Annotated in this window: 20 protein-coding genes; 13 read left to right on the top strand and 7 right to left on the bottom strand. The window is 68.6% G+C overall.

The features are described 5' to 3' along the window. Positions 1–30 precede the first annotated feature (30 nt). The 6 genes from U5K29_13800 (at position 31) to U5K29_13775 (ending at position 5311) form a co-directional block, all read left to right on the top strand. A complete protein-coding gene (locus tag U5K29_13800) occupies positions 31–309 on the top strand; it encodes an acylphosphatase (protein MDZ7679610.1) in 279 nt (92 codons plus the stop codon). 97 nt (positions 310–406) lie between these two features. Then, positions 407–2140 (top strand): ABC transporter substrate-binding protein, encoded by a 1734-nt coding sequence (locus U5K29_13795; GenBank protein ID MDZ7679609.1) that lies wholly within the window; start codon positions 407–409, stop codon positions 2138–2140. A 197-nt stretch (positions 2141–2337) separates the two neighbouring features. After that, the gene (gene groES, locus U5K29_13790; GenBank protein MDZ7679608.1) at positions 2338–2625 is read left to right on the top strand and encodes a co-chaperone GroES; all 288 of its coding nucleotides are present in this window, start codon (positions 2338–2340) and stop codon (positions 2623–2625) included. Positions 2626–2633: 8 nt separating this feature from the next. Then, positions 2634–4271, top strand: a complete 1638-nt coding sequence (gene groL, locus U5K29_13785) for a chaperonin GroEL (protein ID MDZ7679607.1) — start codon at positions 2634–2636, stop codon at positions 4269–4271. A gap of 86 nt (positions 4272–4357) precedes the next feature. After that, positions 4358–4537: a hypothetical protein gene (locus tag U5K29_13780; GenBank protein MDZ7679606.1), complete on the top strand. Its 180-nt coding sequence runs from the start codon at positions 4358–4360 to the stop codon at positions 4535–4537. 3 nt (positions 4538–4540) lie between these two features. Then, complete coding sequence (locus U5K29_13775; protein ID MDZ7679605.1) at positions 4541–5311, top strand: CoA pyrophosphatase; 771 nt, start codon at positions 4541–4543, stop codon at positions 5309–5311. Positions 5312–5371: 60 nt separating this feature from the next. On the opposite strand, the gene U5K29_13770 is transcribed toward U5K29_13775, so the two are convergent. The 4 genes from U5K29_13770 to U5K29_13755 form a co-directional block, all read right to left on the bottom strand. Beyond that, positions 5372–6325, bottom strand: coding sequence for an ABC transporter permease (locus tag U5K29_13770; GenBank protein MDZ7679604.1), 954 nt, complete (start codon positions 6323–6325; stop codon positions 5372–5374). Continuing rightward, positions 6300–7262: an ABC transporter permease gene (locus U5K29_13765; GenBank protein MDZ7679603.1), complete on the bottom strand. Its 963-nt coding sequence runs from the start codon at positions 7260–7262 to the stop codon at positions 6300–6302. The genes U5K29_13770 and U5K29_13765 overlap by 26 nt, the downstream gene beginning before the upstream one ends. Before the next feature lie 168 nt (positions 7263–7430). Further along, positions 7431–9176: an ABC transporter substrate-binding protein gene (locus U5K29_13760; protein MDZ7679602.1), complete on the bottom strand. Its 1746-nt coding sequence runs from the start codon at positions 9174–9176 to the stop codon at positions 7431–7433. Between the two features lie 216 nt (positions 9177–9392). After that, positions 9393–11138, bottom strand: a complete 1746-nt coding sequence (locus U5K29_13755; protein ID MDZ7679601.1) for an ABC transporter substrate-binding protein — start codon at positions 11136–11138, stop codon at positions 9393–9395. Between the two features lie 182 nt (positions 11139–11320). Here U5K29_13755 and U5K29_13750 point away from each other — a divergent pair, with 182 nt between their 5' ends. The 5 genes from U5K29_13750 to guaA all read left to right on the top strand — a co-directional run bounded on the left by U5K29_13750 (position 11321) and on the right by guaA (position 17511). Beyond that, positions 11321–12814, top strand: a complete 1494-nt coding sequence (locus U5K29_13750) for a pyridoxal-dependent decarboxylase (GenBank protein MDZ7679600.1) — start codon at positions 11321–11323, stop codon at positions 12812–12814. Positions 12815–12823: 9 nt separating this feature from the next. After that, on the top strand, positions 12824–13216 hold the full coding sequence (locus U5K29_13745) for a hypothetical protein (protein MDZ7679599.1): 393 nt from the start codon (positions 12824–12826) through the stop codon (positions 13214–13216). A gap of 103 nt (positions 13217–13319) precedes the next feature. Further along, complete coding sequence (locus tag U5K29_13740; protein ID MDZ7679598.1) at positions 13320–14483, top strand: GuaB3 family IMP dehydrogenase-related protein; 1164 nt, start codon at positions 13320–13322, stop codon at positions 14481–14483. Continuing rightward, positions 14480–15964 (top strand): IMP dehydrogenase, encoded by a 1485-nt coding sequence (gene guaB / locus U5K29_13735; GenBank protein MDZ7679597.1) that lies wholly within the window; start codon positions 14480–14482, stop codon positions 15962–15964. The genes U5K29_13740 and guaB overlap by 4 nt, the downstream gene beginning before the upstream one ends. A 2-nt stretch (positions 15965–15966) precedes the next feature. Next, positions 15967–17511: a glutamine-hydrolyzing GMP synthase gene (gene guaA, locus U5K29_13730; protein ID MDZ7679596.1), complete on the top strand. Its 1545-nt coding sequence runs from the start codon at positions 15967–15969 to the stop codon at positions 17509–17511. A gap of 76 nt (positions 17512–17587) precedes the next feature. Here guaA and U5K29_13725 read toward each other — a convergent pair whose 3' ends face one another. Beyond that, the gene (locus U5K29_13725; protein MDZ7679595.1) at positions 17588–18520 is read right to left on the bottom strand and encodes a TIGR03621 family F420-dependent LLM class oxidoreductase; all 933 of its coding nucleotides are present in this window, start codon (positions 18518–18520) and stop codon (positions 17588–17590) included. 45 nt (positions 18521–18565) lie between these two features. Between U5K29_13725 and U5K29_13720 the strand changes: the two genes are divergently transcribed. Further along, positions 18566–18796 (top strand): hypothetical protein, encoded by a 231-nt coding sequence (locus U5K29_13720; GenBank protein ID MDZ7679594.1) that lies wholly within the window; start codon positions 18566–18568, stop codon positions 18794–18796. Between the two features lie 69 nt (positions 18797–18865). Beyond that, the gene (locus U5K29_13715; GenBank protein MDZ7679593.1) at positions 18866–22096 is read left to right on the top strand and encodes a 3'-5' exonuclease; all 3231 of its coding nucleotides are present in this window, start codon (positions 18866–18868) and stop codon (positions 22094–22096) included. Between the two features lie 33 nt (positions 22097–22129). Here the strand turns inward: U5K29_13715 and U5K29_13710 are convergent, their stop codons facing one another. After that, entirely contained in the window at positions 22130–23503 is a 1374-nt protein-coding gene (locus tag U5K29_13710) for an Nramp family divalent metal transporter (GenBank protein ID MDZ7679592.1), read from the bottom strand. Between the two features lie 150 nt (positions 23504–23653). Beyond that, positions 23654–24085, bottom strand: a complete 432-nt coding sequence (locus tag U5K29_13705; GenBank protein ID MDZ7679591.1) for a hypothetical protein — start codon at positions 24083–24085, stop codon at positions 23654–23656. Positions 24086–24203 lie beyond the last annotated feature (118 nt).

Raw genomic sequence — 24203 nt, 5'->3', positions numbered from 1 at the left:
ACGCCCGTGCGCGACCGCGATGCTGCGGTGATGGTGATCAGACGGCACGTGATCGTCTCGGGCCGTGTGCAGGGCGTGTGGTTCCGCGACAGCTGCCGGCAGCGAGCCGAAGAGCTCGGGGTCGCCGGGTGGATCAGCAACCGCCCCGATGGCCGGGTCGAGGCCGTGTTCGAGGGATCGCCGGACGCGGTCGACGCCATGGTCGACTGGTCGCGCCGCGGGCCCCGGCGGGCCAGGGTGGACGACGTCGAGATCGCCGACGAGCCACCCGATGGACTCGACGGCTTCTCGGTCCGGTCGTCGCGCTGACGCCGCCGATTCGCGTCGCGGGACCTTTGGCCCTAGCCGAACGGCACCGTCGGATGGATGGTGACCGAAGACGTCACCCCTGGGAGGGAAGCACCACGTGAACACCACATCGACTCCGGTCCGCTCGCGGTACTGGAGGATCCTGGCCCTACTTCTGGCGTTCGGTCTCGTGGCCGCCGCCTGCGGCAACGACAGCGACACCGGGGCCGACCCCGACGGGCCCGACGACCCCGACACCACCGAGGATGCCGCCCCCGGTCCGGAGGATGTCACCCGGGGAGGGAGCGTGTCGGTCGGACTCGAGGACGAGCAGGCCAACTGGCTGCCCGGCGCTGCGACCTTCTCCAACCCGGGTGTCGCGGCCGCGGTCGCGGTCTACGACCCGATCGCCGCCCGCGCCGAGGACGGTCAGGTGTATCCGTTCCTGGCCGAGTCGATCGAGCCCAACGACGAGCTCACCGAGTGGACCGTCACCCTGCGCGAGGGCGTGCAGTTCCACGACGGCACCGACCTCACCGCCGAGGTCATGAAGACGATCTTCGACGAGTACCTCGCCATCGAGGAGGCCACCGGCCTGCCTGCCATGGTCAACCGCGTCGAGGAGGTGCGGGTCGACGACGAGCTCACCTACACCTACGTGCTCGACAGCGCCATCGCGCCCTTCCCCGACGCGCTGGTCGGCCCGATGGGTTGGGCGTTCTCGGTCGAGGCCTGCGAGGCCGCCGGAGGTCGCGATGGCGACTGCGGCGAGCAGATGGTCGGCACCGGACCGTTCGTGTTCGAGAGCTGGATCCGTGACGGTGAGCTCACCCTCAGCCGCAACCCCGACTACTGGCGGGTCGACGCCAACGGCGAGCAGCTCCCCTACCTCGACGAGCTGGTGTTCCAGCCGATCCCCGACGAGGACGCCCGACTCAACTCGGTCGCCTCCGGCACGATCGACGTCGGCCAGACCCTGCGCCAGAGCTCGGTGCGGGCCGCCCGCGAGCTCGACGATGTGGCCACCTACGAGTCGATCGGCAACAACGGCGGCGGGTCGATCTTCAACACCGCGATGGCGCCGACCGACGATCTTCGGGTCCGCCGTGCGCTGGCCTACGCAGTCGATCAGGAGGACCTGGTCGAGGTCCTGGGTGGCACCGACATCACGCCGCCCCAGACCCAGTTCTTCAGCCCCGACTCGCCCTGGTACTCCGCGGACGTCGCCGATGCCTGGCCGAGCGACGACCCGGAGCAGGCCGAGGAGCACCTCGCCGAGTACGTGAACGATCCCGATCGTTCCGACGGTCGGGCCGTGGGCGATCCGGTCGAGATCGACTTCTACTGCCCGCCCGACCCCACGCTGGTCGACCTCGCCCAGGCGTACCAGGGCTTCTGGCAGGCCGTCGGGTTCGAGGTCAACCTCATCGCGCTCGACCAGCCCACCCACATCCAGAACGCGATCGCAGGCGACTACATGATCAACTGCTGGCGTGCGGGTGGTCAGGAGGATCCCTTCATCACGCTGTCGAGCGCGTTCGGTGACCCCGAGACGACCCCGGTCAACTTCACCAACTACAGCAGCGAGAGCATCGACGAGAACCTGGAGATCCTGCGCACCAGCACCGACTTCGACGTCCGCTACGCGGCGGTCGAAGACATCATGTTCGAGCTGGCCGACCAGGTCCCCCAGATCTGGACCGCGGGCACGGCCACGTCGCTCTTCGCCGACGACTCGGTGCACGGCATCGCCGACTGGACCATCCCCGGTCCCGACGGGGCGCCACTGGTCGAAGGAAACGGTGCGCTCAACGCCACCGTCTTCTGGGCCGAGGTCTGGATCGAACAGTAGGGGGAGCGCCGTTGGCGTTGCCGGCCGGCTGTCCCTACCCTTGCCTGGGCGCAGGGTGGGGCAGTCGGCGTCGGTGATCGGCTGTGGTGGAGGCCTCGAACAGGTTTCTCGTGCTGGCAGCTTGCCATCGAGAGTGCCAACGGAGTACGGTTGGCACTCGATAGGTGAGACTGCTAAGTGCCCCACGGAGGCGATGAATGAACCTGCAGCCCCTCGAAGACCGGATCGCTGTGAAGCCCGGTGAGTCCGAGGAAACTACTGCCAGCGGCCTGGTCATCCCAGACACCGCGAAGGAGAAGCCCCAGCAGGGAGAAGTCCTTGCTGTCGGCCCCGGTCGTTTCGGCGACGACAATGAACGAGTGCCCATGGACATCTCCGTGGGTGACACCGTCGTCTACAGCAAGTATGGCGGCACCGAGATCACCGTTGACGGTGAGGACGTGCTGGTCCTGAACGCGCGTGACGTCCTGGCGATCATCAAGTAGGGAGAGACATGGCGAAGATTCTGAAGTTCGACGACGAGGCGCGCCGCGCCCTCGAATCCGGTGTCAACCAGCTGGCTGACGCCGTCAAGATCACCCTCGGCCCCAGGGGCCGCAACGTGGTCCTCGACAAGAAGTTCGGTGCACCCACCATCACCAAGGACGGTGTGTCGGTCGCACGCGAGATCGAGCTCGAAGACGAGTTCGAGAACATGGGTGCCCAGCTCGTCAAAGAGGTGGCCACCAAGACCAACGACATCGCCGGCGACGGCACCACCACCGCCACCGTGCTGGCCCAGGCCCTCGTGCACGAAGGGCTGCGCAACGTGGCCGCCGGCGCCAACCCGATGGACCTCAAGCGAGGCATCGAGCAGGCCGTCGACGCGGCGGTGGAGTCCATCGCCTCCCAGGCCCGCGAGATCGACGACTCGTCCGAGGTCGCCCAGGTCGCGGCCATCTCGGCCAACAACGACACCGAGATCGGCGACGTGCTCGCCCAGGCCATCGACAAGGTCGGCAAGGACGGCGTGGTCACCGTCGAGGAGTCCCAGACCTTTGGCATGGACCTCGACTTCGTCGAGGGCATGCAGTTCGACAAGGGCTACCTGTCGCCCTACTTCGTGACCGATGCCGAGCGGCAGGAAGCGGTCCTCGAAGACCCCTACATCCTGCTCACCAGCGGCAAGATCTCGTCGGTGCAGGACATGCTGCCGGTGCTCGAGAAGGTCATGCAGTCGGGCAAGCCACTGCTGATCATCGCCGAGGACGTCGAGGGCGAGGCCCTCGCCACCTTGGTGGTCAACAAGATCCGTGGCACCTTCTCCTCGGTCGCCGTCAAGGCCCCCGGCTTCGGCGAGCGTCGCAAGGCGATGCTGCAGGACATGGCCATCCTCACCGGTGGCCAGGTCATCTCCGAAGAGGTCGGCCTCAAGCTCGACAACGCCACCCTCGACCTGCTCGGTCGTGCCCGCAAGGTGGTCATCACCAAGGACGACACCACCATCGTCGAAGGTGCCGGCACCGAGGACGACGTCAAGGGCCGCATCGCGCAGCTCAAGCGTGAGGTCGAGGACACCGACTCCGACTGGGACCGCGAGAAGCTCCAGGAGCGTCTCGCCAAGCTGTCGGGTGGCGTGGCCGTGGTCAAGGTGGGCGCGGCCACCGAGACCGAGCTCAAGGAGAAGAAGCACCGCATCGAGGACGCCCTCTCGGCGACCCGTGCCGCCATCGAGGAAGGCATCGTCGCCGGCGGTGGCACATCGCTGCTGCGGGCCCGCGAGGCCGTCGCCACTACGGCGAACAACCTCACCGGCGACCAGGCCACCGGCGCCCGGGCGATCTGGAAGGCGTTGGCGATGCCGACCCGCCTCATCGCCGACAACGCCGGCCTGGAAGGTGCGGTCATCGTCCAGCAGGTCGAGGCCGAGACCGGTGCGGTCGGGTTCAACGCCGCCACCGGCGAGTTCACCGACCTGATCAAGGACGGCGTGATCGACCCGGCCAAGGTGACCCGGGCGGCGCTGCAGAACGCGGCGTCGATCGCGGCGATGCTGCTCACCACCGAGGCGCTCATCGCCGACGCCCCCGAGGAAGCCCCCGCCGGTGGCGGTGGCATGCCCGACATGGGCGGCATGGGCGGCATGATGTAGCCGTCCCTCACAGGATGGTGCAGTACGAAGGGGCCGGTCCTGTCGGACCGGCCTTTTCGCGTCGGCGACGCCGGTAGGATCGAAGCATGGATCGACCACCGCCCGAACCCGCGAAGCTGCTCGACATCTGGATGCGGTGGGAGCGGGGCGACGACACCCCCGGCCGGATCATGGCCGACCTCAAGACCGCTGGCATGCGCGAGACGCTCGAACACCTGGCCAACCCCGCCTCGATCACCGACCCCGGTGCCGGTACCGGGACCTGACACGTGGGTGACGGCCCGAACGACCATCCGGTCGCCTCGCCGTTCGACGATCGCCGGCCAGGAGCCCCCGACCTCATCCGGGGCGGACCCCAACGCATCCCTCGGCCACCGGACTGGCGCCTCGGTGACCCACCGCCGTGGCACGACCTGCCGCCGGAACGGCGCCACCCCACCCTCGACGAGGTGCGGGCCAACCTGGCCGACACCCTGCGCCGCGACTTGCATCCCACCCTGCTGGTCGACGGCGCACCCCCCGAACGGCCGTCGGCGGTGCTCGTCGCGGTCTACGAACATGCCGGTGAGCCCCACGTGCTGCTCACCCGGCGGTCCTGGAGCCTTCGCGCGCACGGGGGAGAGGTCAGCTTCCCCGGTGGTCGAGCCGAGGCCTACGACCCCGACCTCGTCGCCACCGCGCTCCGCGAGGCCTACGAGGAGGTCAGCATCCGCCCCGAGACCGTCGAGATCGTCGGGCGCCTCGAGCCGCTCCAGACCATCACCAGCCGCTCCATGATCATGCCCTATGTCGGGCTCCTTCCCGGTCTCCCCGACGTCGAACCCGATCCGCGTGAGGTCGAGGAGATCCGCCACGTCGCCCTCGCCGAGCTGCTGAGCGACGAGGTGTATCGTGAGGAGGTCTGGCGGCGCGGTGAGGACGAGCAGCCCCTGTGGTTTTTCGACCTGCACGGCGACACGGTGTGGGGCGCCACCGCGTCGATGTTGCGCCAGTTCCTCGCGCTGGTGACCCGAACCGACCGGCATCGTTCGCGCCCGTGACGCGACGTGGGGGCGCCGAAGCGCCCCCACAGTCGGTTCCCCCCCAAGGGATCGGTGCGGTCAGAGCTGGGCTTCGCGCACGTCGAGGCGGTTGCGCATGGCGTCGCCCACGTAGTTGAGCGAGAACACGGTGAAGAACAGCACGGCGGCCGGGATGAGGGTCAGGAAGTAGTCGCCCTCGCTGAAGTAGCGACGGCCCTGGAAGATCATCGACCCCCAGGTGGCCTGGGGCGCCTGGACCGAGAGGCCGAGGAACGCCAGCGTGCCCTCGAGCACGATGATGGTCCCCAGCGCGATGAGACCGAACGCGGCGACGGGAAGCGCCACGTTGGGAGCGATCTCTCGCATCAGGATCCGCCTGCGCTTGGCCCCCAGCGCCTTGGACGCCAGGACGTACTCACGCTGGGAGACGGCGAGGGTCGTGGCCCGGGCGACACGGGTGTAGGTCGGGATCGATAGGAACGCCACCGCAGCGGTGACCGCGAGCAGGTTCTGGCCCATCAGCGCGACCAGAGCCAGCAGCAGCACCAGGCCGGGGAAGGCCAGCAGCGTGTTGACCATGCCCATGACGAGCGACTCGTAGCGCCCCCGCAGGTAGCCGGCGGTCAGGCCGAGCATGCCGCCGAAGATCATGCCGGCCGCCACCGCCGTGACGCTGATCACCACCGACACCCGCGCGCCGTGCACGATGCGGGAGAACATGTCGCGGCCGAGGTTGTCGGTACCGAGGAAGTAACCGTCGGTGAGCGGTGGGGTGCGGTTGGCCCCGATGTCCTGGAAGTTGGGGTCGGGGATGGGAAGGATGTCGGCGAACACCGCGAAGATGAGGATCAACACCAGCCAGAACAGGCTGAAGGCGAAGAGAACGCCGAACTTGCCCTTCTTCTGGTGCTTGATGTCGGCCTCGGGGTCGACACCGATGTCTTCGAGGGGCAGCGTGGAGAGGCCACCGGGCTCGGCGCTCAGGTTGTCGCCACCAGCAGCGGTGCTATTGGTTCGATCTGGCGTATCCATGGCGGATCCTCGGGTCAAGGAACGAATAGAGCATGTCGACGATGAAGTTCACGAGCACATAGATCACGGCGAGCAACAGGACCAGGCCCTGCACCACCATGAAGTCGCGCTGGTTGACCGCCGCGAACAGGCGCCGGCCCAGGCCCGGTAGCGCGAAGATCTCCTCGATCACCACGACCCCGCTCAGCAGTGCAGCCATCTGGAGGCCGAGCACCGTCATGAGCGAGAACGACGAGGGTCGCAGGGCGTGGCGGAACAGGATCTGTGAGGTGGGAAGCCCCTTGGACTTGGCCAGCACCACGTGGTCGTCCTGCAGGGTCGAGATCATGTCGGTGCGCAGGAGGCGGGTCAGCACCGCCACGATGGCCACAGCCAAGGTCAGCGCGGGCAACAGACCGCTGCGGAGGCTTCCGACCGGGTCGTCGGTGAAGCGCGTCCACCCGGTGGCCGGCAGCCATCCGAGCTCGACGGCCACGAGGATGATCAACAGGAGCGCCAGCACGAAGTTGGGGATCGACAGCAGTCCGAAGGTGATGGCGCTGACGGCTCGGTCGAAGTAGGAGCCCGCTCGATAAGCGGTGAACACGCCGAGCGGGATGGAGAAGAGCAGGGCCAGGACCATGGTCATCAGCATGATCTGGAGCGTGACCGGGAACCGCTCGGTGATGAGCTGGCTGACCCGCTCGTTGGTGATGGCCGATCGGCCCAGGTCCCCCTGGACCGCCCCGGTGATCCAGTCGACGTAGCGGATGTGGAGTGGGTCGTCGAGGCCGAGCTCGGCCCGCCGGGCGTCGAGCTGTTCCTGGGTGAAGTCGGGTGGCAGGTCGGCGATCACCGAATCGCCAGGGAGCAGGCTGAGCATCACGAAGGTGATGATCGAGGCCGCAACGATCACCGGGACCAGGCCGAGCGCCCGTCTCCCGATCAGTTCCAGCATGTGTGTCGCCCCCCGGTGTTGTGGTTCGTGGCGCTGCTGGTCGCAGCGCGAGCGTGCTGTTCGGACGGTGGTGTCGATCCGGGAGGTCGGCGGTCGGCCGGCCCCCCGGATCGAACGGTCAGATACGAGTGGTTGCTGCGCAGCTGTCGTGCAGCGAGCAGCACGAGACTACTGCTGGAGCCAGACCTCGGCGAAAAACGTCGTCGCGTTGATGACACCGTCGCCGTTCACCAGCGGTGCCCGGTCCGGGCCGGGGATCGTCCACGAGTCGAGCCCTTGCACCTCGTCGATGGCGAAGATCGACGTGGCGGTGCCCCCGGTCCAGATCTGGGGGAGCTGCTCGGCCAGCTCGAACATGATGTCTTCGACCGCCGCGTAGCGGACGTCGAAGTCGGTGCTGGTGCGCAGGATCTCCAGGTTCTCGTCGATGGTCTCGCTTCCGTAGTTGGTGAAGTTGAGCGGGTTGGTCTCGGGGTCGCTGAACGCGTTGGACAGCGTGATGTAGGGGTCCGACTGGCCGCCCGCACGCCAGCAGTTGATCATGTAGTCACCCGAGATCGCGTTCTGGATGTGGGTGGGCTGGTCGAGCGAGATGAGGTTGACATCGACCCCGACCGCTTGCCAGAAGCTCTGGTAGGCCTGGGCCACGTCGAGCAGTGTCGGGTCGGGCGGGCAGTAGAAGTCGACCTCGATCGGGTCGCCCACGTTGCGACCGTCGGAGCGTTCGGGGTCGTTGATGTACTCGTCGAGGTGCTCGGCGGCTTGGTCGGGGTCGTAGGTTGGCCAGACCTCCTCGACCGCGGAGGAGTACCAGGGCGAGTCGGGGCTGAAGAACTGGGTCTGGGGTGGCGTGATGTCGGTGCCGCCCAAGACCTCGATCAGATCGTCCTGGTTGATGGCGTGGGTGAGGCCACGGCGGACCCGCACGTCGTCGGTCGGGGGGATCGCGGTGTTGAAGATCGACCCACCGCCGTTGTTTCCGATGGCCTCGTAGGTGGCCACACCGTCGAGATCGCGGGCGGCCCGCACCGAGCTCTGGCGCAGGGTCTGGCCGACGCTGATGCTTCCCGAGGCGACCGAGTTGACCCGGGCGTCCTCGTCGGGGATCGACTGGAACACCAGCTCGTCGAGGTAGGGCAGCTGTTCGCCGTTGGCGTCGACCCGCCAGTAGTCGGGGTTGCGGCTGAGGGTGAGGTCACCGTCGCGGATCCAGCTCTCGAACACGAACGGTCCGGTGCCGACCATCTGCTCGCCGCAGTCGCCGTCGCGACCGCCGGCGGCCTCACAGGCCTCGACCGAGAACGGCCAGCCGACCGACCCGTACAACAGGTCGGGGAACGAGGCGACGGCCTGGTTCAACACATAGGTGTAGGTGAGCTCGTCGTCGACTCTGACCTCGTCGACATCGGACAAGCTTCCCGCGGTGACCGCGTCCTCGACGGTGAGGTAGTCGTCGAAGATGGTCTTCATCACCTCGGCGGTGAGGTCGGTGCCGTCGTGGAACTGGATGTCCTCGCGCAGGGTGACGGTCCACTCGTCGAGCTCGTCGTTGGGCTCGATCGACTCGGCCAGGTAGGGGTAGATCTGGCCGTCCTCGCCGCGAGCGGCGATCGGGTCGTACACGGCACGAGCCGCCATGGTGCCGGCGTTGGCGAAGGAGCCGACGCTGGGCAGCCAGTTGTTCTGCTCGTCCTCGAGGCCGACGGTGATGCTGCCGCCCGGGGTGATCTCGGGGCCCTCGGGCGCGGCTTCGTCGTCGGTGGTGGTCTCGGTGGTGTCCGGATCGGTGGTGTCGGGCTCCTCAGCCGAATCGTCGTCGTTGCCGCAGGCGGCAGCGACGAGACCGAGTGCCAGCAGGACAGCCAGTGCCCTCCAGAGTCGCGCTCGGCGACCCGTGGTCGATGAGTAGTTCACGTGTGTGATTCCCTCCAGGGGTGAGGTGTGGTGTCGGCCCGGCGGATGCCGGTGGCCCACACAGGCCGAGTATCTGTCCACCGTTCAGTTCCCACCCTGTGTGTGCCGTCCGGATGGATGCTGGATCCCTGATCGGGTCAGCACCATCCGGGAACGGTGCGAGTGCGCTGGTTCCGGATGGTGCTCACCATCCGGAACCAGGGCGTGCACTGCGTGCTACTGCTGGAGCCAGACCTCGGCGAAAAACGTCGTCGCGTTGATGACGCCGTCGCCGTTCACCAGCGGTGCCCGGTCGGGGCCGGGGATCGTCCACGAGTCGAGCCCTTGCACCTCGTCGATGGCGAAGATCGACGTGGCGGTGCCCCCGGTCCAGATCTGGGGGAGCTGCTCGGCCAGCTCGAACATGATGTCTTCGACCGCCGCGTAGCGGACGTCGAAGTCGGTGCTGGTGCGCAGGATCTCCAGGTTCTCGTCGATGGTCTCGCTTCCGTAGTTGGTGAAGTTGAGCGGGTTGGTCTCGGGGTCGCTGAACGCGTTGGACAGCGTGATGTAGGGGTCCGACTGGCCGCCCGCACGCCAGCAGTTGATCATGTAGTCACCCGAGATCGCGTTCTGGATGTGGGTGGGCTGGTCGAGCGAGATGAGGTTGACATCGACCCCGACCGCTTGCCAGAAGCTCTGGTAGGCCTGGGCCACGTCGAGCAGTGTCGGGTCGGGCGGGCAGTAGAAGTCGACCTCGATCGGGTCGCCCACGTTGCGACCGTCGGAGCGTTCGGGGTCGTTGATGTACTCGTCGAGGTGCTCGGCGGCTTGGTCGGGGTCGTAGGTTGGCCAGACCTCCTCGACCGCGGAGGAGTACCAGGGCGAGTCGGGGCTGAAGAACTGGGTCTGGGGTGGCGTGATGTCGGTGCCGCCCAAGACCTCGATCAGATCGTCCTGGTTGATGGCGTGGGTGAGGCCACGGCGGACCCGCACGTCGTCGGTCGGGGGGATCGCGGTGTTGAAGATCGACCCACCGCCGTTGTTTCCGATGGCCTCGTAGGTGGCCACACCGTCGAGATCGCGGGCGGCCCGCACCGAGCTCTGGCGCAGGGTCTGGCCGACGCTGATGCTTCCCGAGGCGACCGAGTTGACCCGGGCGTCCTCGTCGGGGATCGACTGGAACACCAGCTCGTCGAGGTAGGGCAGCTGTTCGCCGTTGGCGTCGACCCGCCAGTAGTCGGGGTTGCGGCTGAGGGTGAGGTCACCGTCGCGGATCCAGCTCTCGAACACGAACGGTCCGGTGCCGACCATCTGCTCGCCGCAGTCGCCGTCGCGACCGCCGGCGGCCTCACAGGCCTCGACCGAGAACGGCCAGCCGACCGACCCGTACAACAGGTCGGGGAACGAGGCGACGGCCTGGTTCAACACATAGGTGTAGGTGAGCTCGTCGTCGACTCTGACCTCGTCGACATCGGACAAGCTTCCCGCGGTGACCGCGTCCTCGACGGTGAGGTAGTCGTCGAAGATGGTCTTCATCACCTCGGCGGTGAGGTCGGTGCCGTCGTGGAACTGGATGTCCTCGCGCAGGGTGACGGTCCACTCGTCGAGCTCGTCGTTGGGCTCGATCGACTCGGCCAGGTAGGGGTAGATCTGGCCGTCCTCGCCGCGAGCGGCGATCGGGTCGTACACGGCACGAGCCGCCATGGTGCCGGCGTTGGCGAAGGAGCCGACGCTGGGCAGCCAGTTGTTCTGCTCGTCCTCGAGGCCGACGGTGATGCTGCCGCCCGGGGTGATCTCGGGGCCCTCGGGCGCGGCTTCGTCGTCGGTGGTGGTCTCGGTGGTGTCCGGATCGGTGGTGTCGGGCTCCTCAGCCGAATCGTCGTCGTTGCCGCAGGCGGCAGCGACGAGACCGAGTGCCAGCAGGACAGCCAGTGCCCTCCAGAGTCGCGCTCGGCGACCCGTGGTCGATGAGTAGTTCACGTGTGTGATTCCCCCAGTGTGGACGTTCTACCTTGGTGCTCGATCCGGCGGGCGCCGGCCACCCTGCGCGGGTGGGTGAGCGTGTGACCCCTGCCACACGCGGACGTCACCGTAGCCCGTTGCCATGCTGTCAACAAGCCGCCTGCGGTGCGCATCCGGCAGATGGTCCTAGCATCCCGAATGTGACATCACAAGGCCGACCCGACAGCTACCACATGACCCCCGATGAGCTTCGCCGGCACGGGTACCGGGTCGTCGATTGGATCGCGTCCTACCTCGAGACGATCGAGGACCGGCCGGTCGGCTCGACCGTGGCACCGGGGGAGATCAGGTCGCAGCTGCCCGCCCACCCCCCGGCCGGACCGGAACCGTTCGAGGACGTGCTCGCCGACGTCGAGTCGCTCATCATGCCGGGAGTCGTCCACTGGCAGTCCCCGGACTTCTTCGGGTACTTCCCGGCGAACTCGTCGGGCCCGTCGGTGCTCGGCGAGCTGTTGTCGGCCGGGCTCGGCGTGCAAGGGATGCTCTGGGCCACGAGCCCGGCGTGCACCGAGCTCGAGAGCCACGTGCTCGACTGGATGATCGAGCTGTTGGGGCTCCCCACCACGTTCCGGTCCGACGGCCCCGGCGGCGGCGTCATCGCCGACAGCGCCTCGAGCGCCATCCTCTGCGCCGTGCTGGCCGCCCGGCAGCGGGCCGGTGGTGCCGACATGTTGTCCGAGCTCGTGGGCTATGCATCTCGCGAAGCGCACTCCGCGGTCGAGAAGGCCTTCGCCATTGCCGGGTTCCGGCCGGGTCAGCTGCGCGTGGTCGACACCGACAACGACCTCGCCATGTCGCCCGAGCACCTCTCCGCGCTCATCGCCGAGGATTGGGCGGCGGGCCGCCGCCCGTTCTTCGTCTGCGCCACGGCCGGAACGACCTCCACGATGGCCTTCGACCCCGTGCCGATGATCGCCGCCGTCTGCGCTCAGCACCGCACGTGGCTCCACGTCGATGCCGCCATGGCCGGCGCCGCCGGGGTCGTGCCCGAGCTGCGGTGGGTCAACGACGGGCTCGACCGCGTCGACTCGTGGTGCTTCGATCCCCACAAGTGGTTGTTCACCAACTTCGACTGCGACTGCCTCTACGTCGCCGACCGTCAGCCGCTGATCGAGGCCCTCAGCGTGGTGCCGGAGTACCTCCGCAACGCGGCGACCAGCACCGGCGAGGTGATCGACTATCGCGACTGGCAGATCCCGCTCGGTCGACGCTTCCGCGCGCTGAAGCTGTGGTTCGTGATCCGCCACTACGGCGCCGAGGGGTTGCGCCACCACGTCGCCCGCCACGTCGAGCTGGCCGGCCGGCTGGCAGGACGGGTCGAGGCCGACGATCGCTTCGTCCTCGCCGCTCCCTGCCGGCTCAACCTCGTCTGTCTCCGCTCGGCCGTCGGCGAGGACGAGACCCGGCGCATTCTCGACGCGGTGAACGCCTCGGGTCAGGCGTTGCTCACCCACACCCGGATCGACGGCGAACTGGTCATCCGGGCCTCGGTCGGCCAGACCACGACTGAGATCGCCCACGTCGACCGGTTGTGGCAGCTGCTGAGCGATGCCGCCTCCGGCACGGAGCTGGCCCGACGTTCGGGACCCCAGGTCGCGCCCACCGCAGAGGGCGCAGAGGACGCAGAGGAGTAGCGTCTCACCATGCCGAGCTTGAGCTTCGAAGGCGAGACCCATGCCGAGATCGTGGCGAAGGTTCGGCGCTGGCTCGCATCGGTCGACGGCCGGCAGGACGAGGTGCTCACCCCGGTCGACGCCATCACCCAGGGTGCCGAGCTCACCAAGGACGCGCTGCGGATCATCGCCGCGTCGGCGCCGGGCCCGGTGGCCCAGTCCGATGTCGTGAAGGCCCTCACTGCCATGGGGTATCAGGCCACCGACACCACTCGCGACGCGGTCCTGTCCGGGCTCGACGCCCTCGAGACCGCCACCGACGGAGGTCTGGTGAAGAAGGTGTCGGGCGCCGGCTCCAAGGCCATGTACGAGATGAACGCGGCGGTCGCCCGCCAGCTGTTCCGCTCGGTTACCGGCCGCTGACCCAGCTGCCGACTCGGGCCGGTCCCAGGCGGCGACCGGGGCACCGGGGGCGGCGGCGCACGGGGTAGGATCACCTTTTCGCCATCTCACCCAGGAGTTGCCCATGGCGGAGATCGAGATCGGGATGGGAAAGACCGGTCGTCGCGCCTACGGCCTCGACGACGTCGCCATCGTCCCCAGCCGGCGCACACGCGATCCCGAAGACGTCGACATCTCCTGGGAGCTCGACGCCTACCGGTTCGAGCTGCCGGTGATGTCGGCCGCGGTCGACGGCGTCACCAGCCCCGACACCGCGATCGAGATGGGACGCCTCGGCGGAGCGGGGGTGCTCAACCTCGAAGGGCTCTGGACCCGCTACGCCGACCCCACGCCATATTTCGACGAGATCGCCGGCCTCGACGCCGACAAGGTCACACGACGTCTCCAGGAGATCTACGCCGAGCCCATCAAGACCGAGCTGGTCTCCGAGCGCATCCGTCACATCCGCGACGCGGGACAGGTCGCCGTGGCCTCGGTCACACCGCAACGCACCGCGGCGCTCGTCCCCGCCATCGCCGAGGCCGAGCTCGACCTCCTGGTCATCCAGGGCACCGTCGTGTCGGCCGAGCACCTGTCCAGCTCGGTCGAACCCCTCAACCTCAAGTCCTTCGTCCGCGAACTCGACATCCCCGTCATCGTGGGCGGGTGCGCCAGCTACCAAGCGGCTCTCCACCTCATGCGCACCGGTGCCGCCGGTGTCCTCGTCGGGGTCGGGCCGGGACACGCCTGCACCACCAGGGCGGTCCTCGGTCTCGGCGTGCCACAGGCCACCGCCATCGCCGACGTGCGAGCCGCCCGGATGCGTCACCTCGACGAGACCGGGGTGTACGTCCAGGTCATCGCCGACGGCGGGATGGGCACCGGTGGCGACATCGCCAAGGCGGTCGTCTGCGGTGCCGACGGCGTCATGATCGGCTCGCCCCTCGCCGCCGCCACCGAGGCTCCGGGTCGTGGCTACCACTGGGGCATGGCCACCTCCCACACCACGTTGCCCCGGGGCACCAGGGTCCACACCTCCACGCGGGGAACCCTCGAAGAGATCCTCCTCGGACCGGCCCACGACGACGACGGGCGCACGAACCTCATGGGCGCGCTGCGGACCTCCATGGCCACGTGCGGCTACGGCACGCTCAAGGAGTTCCAGAAGGCCGAACTCATGGTCGCACCCGCGTTGCAGACCGAGGGCAAGTCGCTCCAGCAGGCACAACGAGTAGGGATGGGCGCATGACCAACGGGCCAGCCAGCTTCGACCACAAGTTCGGCCGCGAGGGCCTCACCTACGACGACGTCCTGCTGCTGCCCGCCGCGTCCGAGGTCATGCCCTCCCACGCCGACACCTCCACCCGGTTCTCCCGCAACATCGCCCTGGCCATGCCTCTGGTCTCCGCCGCCATGGACACCGTCACCGAGGCCCGGCTGGCCATCGCCATGGCGCGCCACGGTGGCATCGGGGTCATCCACCGCAACCTCTCCATCGAGGACCAGGCGAGCGAGGTCGACCGGGTCAAGCGATCCGAATCCGGCATGATCGCCGATCCGGTCACCGTCGGTCCCGACGCCACCGTCGGCGACGCGTCGGCCCTCATGGCCCGATTCCACATCTCGGGTGTGCCCGTCACCGATCCCGATCGTCGGCTGCTCGGGATCGTCACCAACCGCGACCTGCGGTTCAACGACCGCGACGACATCCCCGTCACCGATCTCATGACCAGCGAGGGTCTGGTCACCGCGCCGGTCGGCACCACCCTCGAAGACGCCATGAGCATCCTGGCCAAGCACCGCATCGAGAAGCTCCCCATCGTCGACGAGCACGGCAGGCTCTCCGGGCTGATCACCGTCAAGGACATCCAGAAGCGCATCGCGTTCCCCTATGCCACCAAGGACGAGCACGGCCGGCTCCGGGTGGCGGCCGCAGTCGGCACCGGGCCCGACGCCTTCGACCGCATCGAGGCGCTGGTGCACCGCGGGGTCGACGTCGTGGTGATCGACACCGCCCACGGTCACGCCAACTCGGTCGTCGAGATCGTCGCCAAGGTCAAGGCCAACTGGGACGTCGACGTCGTCGCCGGAAACGTGGCCACGGGCGCGGCGGCCGAGGCGCTCATCGGTGCGGGCGCCGACGCCATCAAGGTGGGCATCGGCCCCGGCTCCATCTGCACCACCCGGGTCGTCGCCGGTATCGGGGTGCCCCAGATCACCGCCGTGTTCGACTGCTCGCAGGTCGCGGCCCGCCACGGGGTGCCGGTGGTGGCCGACGGCGGGGTCCAGTTCTCGGGCGACATCGCCAAGGCGCTGGCGGCCGGTGCCGACACGGTCATGTTGGGCAACGCCCTGGCCGGGGTCGAAGAAGCTCCCGGCGAGATCGTCGTGCAGTCCGGCGAGCGCTTCAAGGAGTACCGGGGCATGGGCTCGCTCGGCGCCATGCAGGGCCGGTCGTTCTCCAAGGACCGCTACTTCCAGGGCTCGGTCGACAGCGGCAAGCTGGTCCCCGAGGGCATCGAGGGCCGCGTGCCCTACAAAGGTCCCCTCGCCCCGGTGCTGCACCAGTTCGTCGGCGGGCTGCGTCAGGCCATGGGCTACTGCGGGGCCAACTCGGTCGCCCATCTGCAGTCCGACGCACAGTTCATCCGGATCTCCCCAGCCAGCCTCCGAGAGAGCCACCCCCACGACGTGGTCATCTCCAAGGAAGCCCCCAACTACCGGATCTGAGCGTGACCGACCACTTCGACACCGTCCTCGTCGTCGACTTCGGCGCGCAGTACGCGCAACTCATCGCCCGCCGGGTGCGCGACGCCCACGTCTACAGCGAGATCGTCCCCCACACCACCACCGCGGCCGAGATCGCCCGACACCAGCCCGCGGCGATCATCCTCAGCGGGGGTCCCAAGTCCGTCCACGTCGCGGGCGCGCCGTCGATCGACCCCGACGTCTACGACCTCGGAATCCCGCTGTTCGGCATCTGCTACGGGGCGCAGCTCATCGCCCGCGACCTCGGTGGCGAGGTGTCCAAGACCGGCAGGGGCGAGTACGGCCGCACCGATCTGGCGGTCGGAAGCGAGTCGGTGCTGTTCGGCCACGACCAGCCCGACTCCCAGGTCGTGTGGATGAGCCACTTCGACTCCATCAGCCGGGCACCCGACGGCTTCGTGGCCACCGCGTCCACCCCCGAGACCCCGGCGGCGGTGTTCGAGTCCGCCGAGCGGCGCATCTTCGGCGTGCAGTACCACCCCGAGGTCGCCCACACGCCCTACGGTCAAGATCTGTTGAAGCGGTTCCTCCACGAGCTGGCCGATTGCCCACCCACGTGGACCATGACCTCCATCATCGAGACCCAGATCGAGGAGATCCGCAAGCAGGTGGGGTCCGAGCGCGTGATCTGCGGGTTGTCCGGCGGGGTCGACTCAGCGGTCGCCGCCGCCCTGGTGCACAAGGCGATCGGACCCCAGCTCACCTGCGTCTACGTCGACACCGGCCTCATGCGCCAGGGTGAGTCCGATCAGGTGGTCGACACCTTCCAGCGCCACCAGGGCATCGAGCTGGTCCACGTGCGGGCCGCCGACCGGTTCTTCGAGCGTCTTGTCGGCATCACCGATCCCGAGGAGAAGCGCAAAGCCATCGGCGAGCGGTTCATCCGCGAGTTCGAGCATGCTGCTGGGGGGCTCACCGACGCCAAGTTCCTGGTGCAGGGCACCCTCTACCCCGACGTCATCGAGTCCGGCACCCCCGACGCCGCCAAGATCAAGTCGCACCACAACGTCGGTGGTCTTCCCGACGACATGGACTTCGAGCTGATCGAACCGCTGCGGTCGCTGTTCAAGGACGAGGTCCGGCGCGTGGGCGAGGAGCTCGGGCTCCCCGAGGAGATCGTGTGGCGTCAGCCGTTTCCCGGGCCGGGGCTGGGGGTTCGCATCATCGGCGAGGTCACAAAGGAGCGGGCCGATCTGTTGCGCAAGGCCGACGCCATCGTCCGCGAGGAGATCCACAAGGCCGGTCTCGACCGCGAGATCTGGCAGGTGTTCGCCGTGCTGCTGGCCGACGTGCGTTCGGTGGGGGTCATGGGCGACGAGCGCACCTACGGGCATCCGGTCGTCATCAGGGCCGTCACCAGCGACGATGCCATGACCGCCGACTGGGCCCGGCTGCCCTACGAGCTGTTGGAGAAGCTGTCGAGCCGCATCATCAACGAGGTCGACGGCATCAACCGGGTCGCCTACGACATCACCTCCAAGCCCCCCGGCACCATCGAGTGGGAGTAGGCGGCGCCAGCCCGGTGTGAGCGAGCTCTGCCGGCGGGGAGCACCCTCCCCGGGTCGTTTCTGCCGGCAGAGTGGCTCAGGTCCCGGTGAGGCGGGCGATCACCGGCGCCATATCGTCGAGCTCGGCGGCGCTGATGCCGATGTAGGAGATCCCCCAGCGCTCGCGGCGTTCGAGCAGCGTCTCGACGATCTCGTCCTCGGTCCCGGCGAGGGCGTGAGGACTGGCGAGGGCGGCGTCGGGGCTGAGGCCGAGGGCGGGACCCATCGCCGCGGCCAAGCCGTGACGGTCCTCGGTGACCGCGGCGACGTGCACCCTCACCTGGAGCTCGAGGTCGTCGAACCGGTTCCCGGCGGCGTCGCGGATCCAGCCGATCTTCTCGTCGGTCGCGTCGACGGTCGCGTTCGGGCCGACGCCGGCGTCGATGGTCCCTCCGGCCAGGTTGACGTTGATGCCGACGATGTCGGCCTCGCGGGCGGCGAGCGAGAGCACCCGCCTGCCGCCGCCACCGATCAGCAGGGGCGGGTGGGGCCGCTGGATCGGCTTGGGGGTCCCCTCGAGGCCGTCGATCCGGTAGTGGGAGCCGGTGTGGGTCACCTGACCGTCGCCGAACAGGCCCTTGACGACGGCGACCGCCTCCTCCAAGCGGTCGATGCGGGCCCCGGGTGGATCGAGGCGGATGCCGGACTGCTCGTAGTCGGTGGTCATCCATCCGGCACCGAGCCCCATCTCCAGGCGACCCTCGGACAGCACGTCGATCGTGGCCGCCTCCTTGGCGAGCACCACCGGATGCCGGTAGTCGTTGCAGAACACCAACGCCCCCACCCTCAGCGTCGTGGTGGCGGTCGCCGCGGCCATGATCGCGGCGACGGGCGCGAGCTGGTCGTCGAGGTGGTCGGCCACGGTGAGGGTCGACACCCCGAGGTCCTCGGCCTTGCGGGCCAGCTCGGCCCACCCCCGCGCGTCGGCGGGTCCGCCGGCTTGCACTCCGAACCGAAACGGTGTCGTCATGGCCGCAGGTGTACCGGCCACGCCACCTGCCGCTGTGCTTCGGTCATGGTTGCCATCCCCGATGATAGGTCACCGTTCCAGGGCGATGTGGCGGCGTTCGTGCAGGAGATCGACCCGTCTGCCACCCCAGCCGAGTGCCGGTTCCGGTCCATGCTCATCACCGGTCTCATCGATGGGGTCGCGATCCAGCGCGAACCCCTGACCGATCCCCGCCACCGGCATCGGGCACTCGACGAGGTTCGCCGCATCGCCGAAACGATCGCCAGCGGTACGTGAGCGCCGAGTCGGGCCCAGCCACACGAGGACGGCTCCGCCGTCGCTGGGCACCGGTACGATCGACACACGATGTCCGATCCCTTCGCCGCCGGCGCGCCGCCGTCCCAGTCCGATGAGCTGCTCGCGGGGCTGAACCCCGCCCAGCTCGACGCCGTCACCCACCGCGACGGACCGCTGCTGGTGGTGGCCGGTGCCGGATCGGGCAAGACCCGGGTGCTCACCGCCCGCATCGCCCATCTCATCGCCGACGACCAGGTCTCACCCTTCGAGATCCTCGCCATCACCTTCACCAACAAGGCCGCAGCCGAGATGAAGCAGCGGGTGGCCAAGCTGGTTGGACCGGTCGCGCAGAAGATGTGGGTGTCCACCTTCCACTCCGCGTGCGTGCGCATCCTGCGCCGTGACGCCGACCGGTTGGGCTTCCCCTCGTCGTTCACCATCTACGACCAGGCCGACTCGGTGCGCCTGGTCACCTATGTGCTCCGCGACCTCAACATCGACACCAAGCGCTTCCCGCCTCGCCAGGTGCAGGCCACGATCTCGGCCAGCAAGAACGACGGCCTCGACGCCGGCGACTACGCCGAACGGGCCCAAGGGCCGTTCGAGAAGCGCATCGCCGACGTGTTCGCCGAGTACCAGCTCCGCATGCGGCGGGCCGGCGCCATGGACTTCGACGACCTGTTGCTCAACGCCGTGAGGCTGTTCCGCGAGCACCCCGACGTGCTCGGGCACTACCAGCGCCGCTTCAAGCACATCCTCGTCGACGAGTACCAGGACACCAACAAGGTCCAGAACGACCTGGTGCTCGCCCTCGCCTCCGACCATCGCAACGTCTGCGTGGTGGGCGACAGCGACCAGTGCTTACTCCCGGGAACGCTCATCGCCACCCCAGCGGGTGATCGTCCCATCGAGGAGCTCGAAACCGGTGACTCCGTTCTCGGAGCCGACGGTAGGGGAGTCCTGCGGCCGAGTGTCGTCTCGGCTGCACCCCTTCGCCACTACCAGGGCAGGGTCTATGAGGTGACCGCTGGTGGTCAGACGATCGTCGGGACCCCGCATCATCTCGTCCCGCTCGACTCATCGCTGGGTCCAGGTCGCTTCGTCGTGTACCTCATGTATCGGGCCGACCGTGGATTCCGGATCGGCCAGGCGATGAGCGAACGACCTGCTCGCGCCGGACGGTCAGACCCAGGGGTACGGGTCCGTGTGAACCAGGAGCACGCCGACAAGCTCTGGATCCTCCGGGTCTGTGATTCCCGCGGCGAGGCCGGCTACTGGGAGTCATGGTTTGCAGCCGAGTACGGACTGCCGACCGTGTGCTTCCACGGTGGCGGCCGATCACTGGCGATGGACGACGAACAGATCGACCGCCTCTACCTCGAGCTCGACACGACGTCACGGGCCAAGGCGCTCATCGACGATCTCGACCTGCATCTCGAGTTCCCTCACGCGATGCCAGACAGCCGCCGTGTGGCCAGCCTGACCATGTTCTCGGACGCCGAGTCAGGTGGGCATGTCGTCGAGACCGGGGACCGGGCAACGGTGGTGGGCGACTACCGCGAGGCGGTGGGACTGGCTCATGAGCTCGCCGCCGTCGGCGACATGGAGATCCGGCGCCGTGTTGCGCTCGGCGGCACCGTCTATGACATCGCGCCGATCGCCAACCTCCGACCCGGTATGCGGGTGCTCATACCCGACGCTGACGGATCCATGTGCGACCACGCGGTCGAGTCGGTCGAATGCTTCGACTATGACGGCCCCGTCCACGATCTCGAGGTCGAGCCCACCCACACCTATGTGGCCGACGGAGTGCTGGTTCACAACAGCATCTATGCCTTTCGGGGGGCCGACATCCGCAACATCCTCGAGTTCGAGGACGCGTTCCCCGACACCACCGTGGTCCTGCTCGAGCAGAACTACCGGTCGACCCAGACGATCCTCGACGCCGCCAACGCGGTCATCGCCAACAACTTCGGCCGCAAGCCCAAGGAGCTGTGGAGCGACCAGCACGGTGGCCCGAAGATCCGCCGGTACCACGCCGACGACGAAGCCGACGAGGGCCAGTGGGTCACCCACGAGATGTCCCGCCTGCACGACGAGGGCGAGATCCGGTGGGGCGACGTCGCGGTCTTCTACCGCACCAACGCCCAGAGCCGGGTGCTCGAGGAGCACCTCATGCGCTCGGGCATCCCCTACAAGGTCATCGGCGGTACCCGCTTCTACGACCGGCGCGAGGTGAAGGACGCCCTCGCCTACCTGCGGGCGGTGGTGAACCCCCAAGACGAGGTCAACATCAAGCGGATCCTCAACGTGCCCAAGCGGGGCATCGGCGACAGCTCGGTCGCCAAGCTCGACCTCTACGCCCAGGCCCGCGACATGACCTTCGTCGACGCGCTGCGCCGGGCCGACGACGCCGGGGTGAGCGGACGCGCCACCAAGGGCATCGAGTCGTTCCTCGAGATGCTCGACGAGCTCGACCAAGCCCGCCACGAAGGCCCCGAGATGGTGCTGTCGGCCATCCTCGACCGCACCGGCTACGTCGCCGAGCTGCAGGCCGAGCACTCGATCGAGGCCGACGGCCGACTGGAGAACCTGGCCGAGCTGGTCGGCAACGCCCAGGAGTTCGACACCGTCGAGGACTTCCTCGAACAGGTGAGCCTGGTGGCCGACACCGACGAGCTCGACGATGCCGACGACGCGTCGTCGGTGGTGCTGATGACGCTGCACGCCGCCAAGGGTCTGGAGTTTCCCGTGGTGTTCCTGATCGGACTGGAAGACGGCGTGTTCCCCCACCTGCGCTCCATCGGCGAGCCCGAACAGATGGAGGAGGAGCGGCGCCTCGCTTACGTGGGCATCACCCGGGCCCAGCAGCGGCTCTACCTCACCCACGCCTGGTGCCGCACCCTGTTCGGGTCCACCCAGTACAACCCACCCAGCAGGTTCCTCGATGAGATCCCCGACGAGTTGGTCGAGGCCGACGAGCGCCCGACTCGTCGACGAGGGCGGGGAGACGGGTCGTCGGGCTGGTTCGGGTCCGGTGGTGGATCCCGGGGTCAGGGTCGGATCGCGGCCAACCGCGAGCGGGTGGTCGACCAGGCCATGGCCCCGGCCGGGCCGAACCTGCGGGGCGCCGACCGGCTCGGGCTGAAGGTGGGCGACGACGTGCGCCACAACTCCTGGGGCGAGGGCGTCATCCTCGACATCGAGGGCCAAGGAGACAAAGCCGAAGCCACGGTGCGGTTCCCGTCGGTGGGCGAGAAGCGCCTGCTGCTGGCCTGGGCCCCGCTCGAGAAGGCCTGAGCCACAGGCCTGTGACCGGCCCGCGCCGGCCTGTCAGGAGGCGAGCTGCAGGACGCCGACCCCGGCATAGAGCACGGCGCTCAGCACCATCAGGCTCCCGATGGCCACCCCCGGGCGGAGGCCGGCAGGTAGTTGGCGGCGGTTGACCAGCAGGATGAGCCCGACGATGAACGGGGTGTGCAGGGCCGCCACCAACCCGGACACCGACATGATCGCCACCGGGTCCGAGACGGTCAGCACCACCCCGAGCGGTACCAGCCCGGTCACGGTGGCGACATAGAGCATGGTGAGCCGGCGCCGCCCCAGGCCCCAGACGCTGCGCCCGCCGCGCACGATCAGGGTCATGTCGGCGAACGAGCGGCCCCAGCCGTCCTGGTTGGCGAACACGCTGCCGCCGATCGCCACGGTGATCGACAGGATCATCAGCCAGAAGCCGGTCCGGCCCCACACGTCGCTCAGCAGACGAGACAGGTCGCCGGCCACGTCCTCGCCCTCGGGGAGGATCCCCTCGGGGGCCAGCAGCTCGGCTCCGAGTACCATGTAGGAGACCAGGACGACGGTACCGGCGATCACACCGAGCCCCGCCGCCCACGACATGGTGCGGATCCAGTCGGCGAGGCGGCGGCGGCGTTCCTCGTCGTCGAAGGCCTCGGTGGGGTCCTCGTCCTCGCCCTGCTCGCTGAGCGCGCTCCGGCCGCCGTAGCCCCGCGCCGCGGTCCAGTACGAGAACCACACGATGCCCATCGACCCGGCCAGGATCGTGCCGATCCAGGGCACGATCACGTACAGGTCGGGATCGCTGGGGAGGGAGGGGACGAGGCCGGTGGCCAGATCGCCCGGCGATGGGGCCACGCCCACCGCCGCCACCACGGTGATGGCCACCAGCACCCCGGCCAGCACCCGCGCGCCCCGCTCGACGATCCGGTAGCCGTCGGTGATCACCAGCACGGCGGCGACGGTGATGAGCCCCGCTCCCCAGTGGCGGTGGTCGCCGCCGAGTGCGGTGCCGAAGGCGCTGCCCGCCACCGAGGCCAGGCCGGCGATCCCGGCCACCGCGGCCACCACCTGGGGGACGAGGATCACCCACACTGCCCAGTGGCGGGGACCAGGAAGGTGGTCGAAACCCTCGAGGAGGCTGTCGCCGGTGACGATCGAGTAGCGGGCGGCCTCGCGGATCATGACCCACATGAGGGCGCACACGCCGAGCAGCACCCAGAGCAGCGTGTAGCGATACTCGGAAGCGACCCGCGGGGTGAACAGCACCGATCCGGTGCCCACCGCCGACACCATCCAGACCAAGCCGGGACCGATCCACGGAACGAGCTTGCGGCCCGACGGTGCCCTGGGCGGACGGGGGCGGGCTGGCGCTGGTTCGCGGTCGAGGTCTGCGAGTTCGGCCCGGGCCATGTCGTCGGTCGCCTACCCGATGCGGCGAGATCTAATCCCCATCCCCGGGCGTCGGCTCACCGTCCTCGACGTCGTTCTTGTCCCCGGCGCCATCGGCATCGTCGCGGAACTCGAAGTTGATGTCGACGACCAGGGTGCCACCCTCGATGTTTACCGGGTAGCGGGTGAGCGCGGGGTCGTCACCGTCGGCCGGGTAGCGCTCGCCATCGCAGTCGGCGAAGTCGCCGGCGCTCGATCGTCCCACTCGAGGACGCAGTCGCGAGGCTTGCCCGCCGGCTGGGCCGAGAACGCGTGCCACCCCTCGTCGGGCTCGTCGCCGAGGTGCTGGAGGATGAGGTCGCGACTCCCACCCGCCACGTCGGGGAACAAGATGGGTCCGTCGTCGGCGATCGACGCCGCTCGATTGTCCGCGCTGCCCGCCTGGAAGCGCTGGTCGCCGAGGCTGATCTCGAAGCTCTCGCCGCCATCGCTCGCCAGGTTCACGATCAGGATCACCAGGCCCAGCCCGGCCACGACACCGGCGATGCCGACCAGGACCGCGGTGGTGGTCGCGGAGGACGAGCGGCGCTCGACAGGGCTCATCGCGGACCCTCCCGATGTCCAGGAGCGAGGCGTGACGATTGGAGCCGGTGTGGGGGCATGCCCCTAGTATCCCCTGCAGCCGTGCAGCCCTCTCGCGCGGCACACGGGCACCCCCTGG

The organism is Acidimicrobiales bacterium (assembly GCA_034521975.1).
In the GTDB taxonomy this organism is placed as follows: domain Bacteria; phylum Actinomycetota; class Acidimicrobiia; order Acidimicrobiales; family SKKL01; genus SKKL01.
The sequence above is the reverse complement of the archived record's forward strand: the minus strand, read 5'-3'. Positions and strand labels throughout refer to the sequence as shown.

Excerpts from the sequence above, each read along its gene's own strand:
- U5K29_13705 (MDZ7679591.1), bottom strand. The coding sequence starts at position 24,085 with ATGAGCCCTGTCGAGCGCCGCTCGTCCTCCGCGACCACCACCGCGGTC.
- groES (MDZ7679608.1), top strand. The coding sequence starts at position 2,338 with ATGAACCTGCAGCCCCTCGAAGACCGGATCGCTGTGAAGCCCGGTGAG.
- U5K29_13725 (MDZ7679595.1), bottom strand. The coding sequence starts at position 18,520 with ATGACGACACCGTTTCGGTTCGGAGTGCAAGCCGGCGGACCCGCCGAC.
- U5K29_13780 (MDZ7679606.1), top strand. The coding sequence starts at position 4,358 with ATGGATCGACCACCGCCCGAACCCGCGAAGCTGCTCGACATCTGGATG.
- U5K29_13765 (MDZ7679603.1), bottom strand. The coding sequence starts at position 7,262 with ATGCTGGAACTGATCGGGAGACGGGCGCTCGGCCTGGTCCCGGTGATC.
- U5K29_13710 (MDZ7679592.1), bottom strand. The coding sequence starts at position 23,503 with ATGGCCCGGGCCGAACTCGCAGACCTCGACCGCGAACCAGCGCCAGCC.
- U5K29_13800 (MDZ7679610.1), top strand. The coding sequence starts at position 31 with ATGGTGATCAGACGGCACGTGATCGTCTCGGGCCGTGTGCAGGGCGTG.
- U5K29_13745 (MDZ7679599.1), top strand. The coding sequence starts at position 12,824 with ATGCCGAGCTTGAGCTTCGAAGGCGAGACCCATGCCGAGATCGTGGCG.
- groL (MDZ7679607.1), top strand. The coding sequence starts at position 2,634 with ATGGCGAAGATTCTGAAGTTCGACGACGAGGCGCGCCGCGCCCTCGAA.
- U5K29_13770 (MDZ7679604.1), bottom strand. The coding sequence starts at position 6,325 with ATGGATACGCCAGATCGAACCAATAGCACCGCTGCTGGTGGCGACAAC.
- guaB (MDZ7679597.1), top strand. The coding sequence starts at position 14,480 with ATGACCAACGGGCCAGCCAGCTTCGACCACAAGTTCGGCCGCGAGGGC.
- U5K29_13740 (MDZ7679598.1), top strand. The coding sequence starts at position 13,320 with ATGGCGGAGATCGAGATCGGGATGGGAAAGACCGGTCGTCGCGCCTAC.
- U5K29_13715 (MDZ7679593.1), top strand. The coding sequence starts at position 18,866 with ATGTCCGATCCCTTCGCCGCCGGCGCGCCGCCGTCCCAGTCCGATGAG.
- U5K29_13720 (MDZ7679594.1), top strand. The coding sequence starts at position 18,566 with ATGGTTGCCATCCCCGATGATAGGTCACCGTTCCAGGGCGATGTGGCG.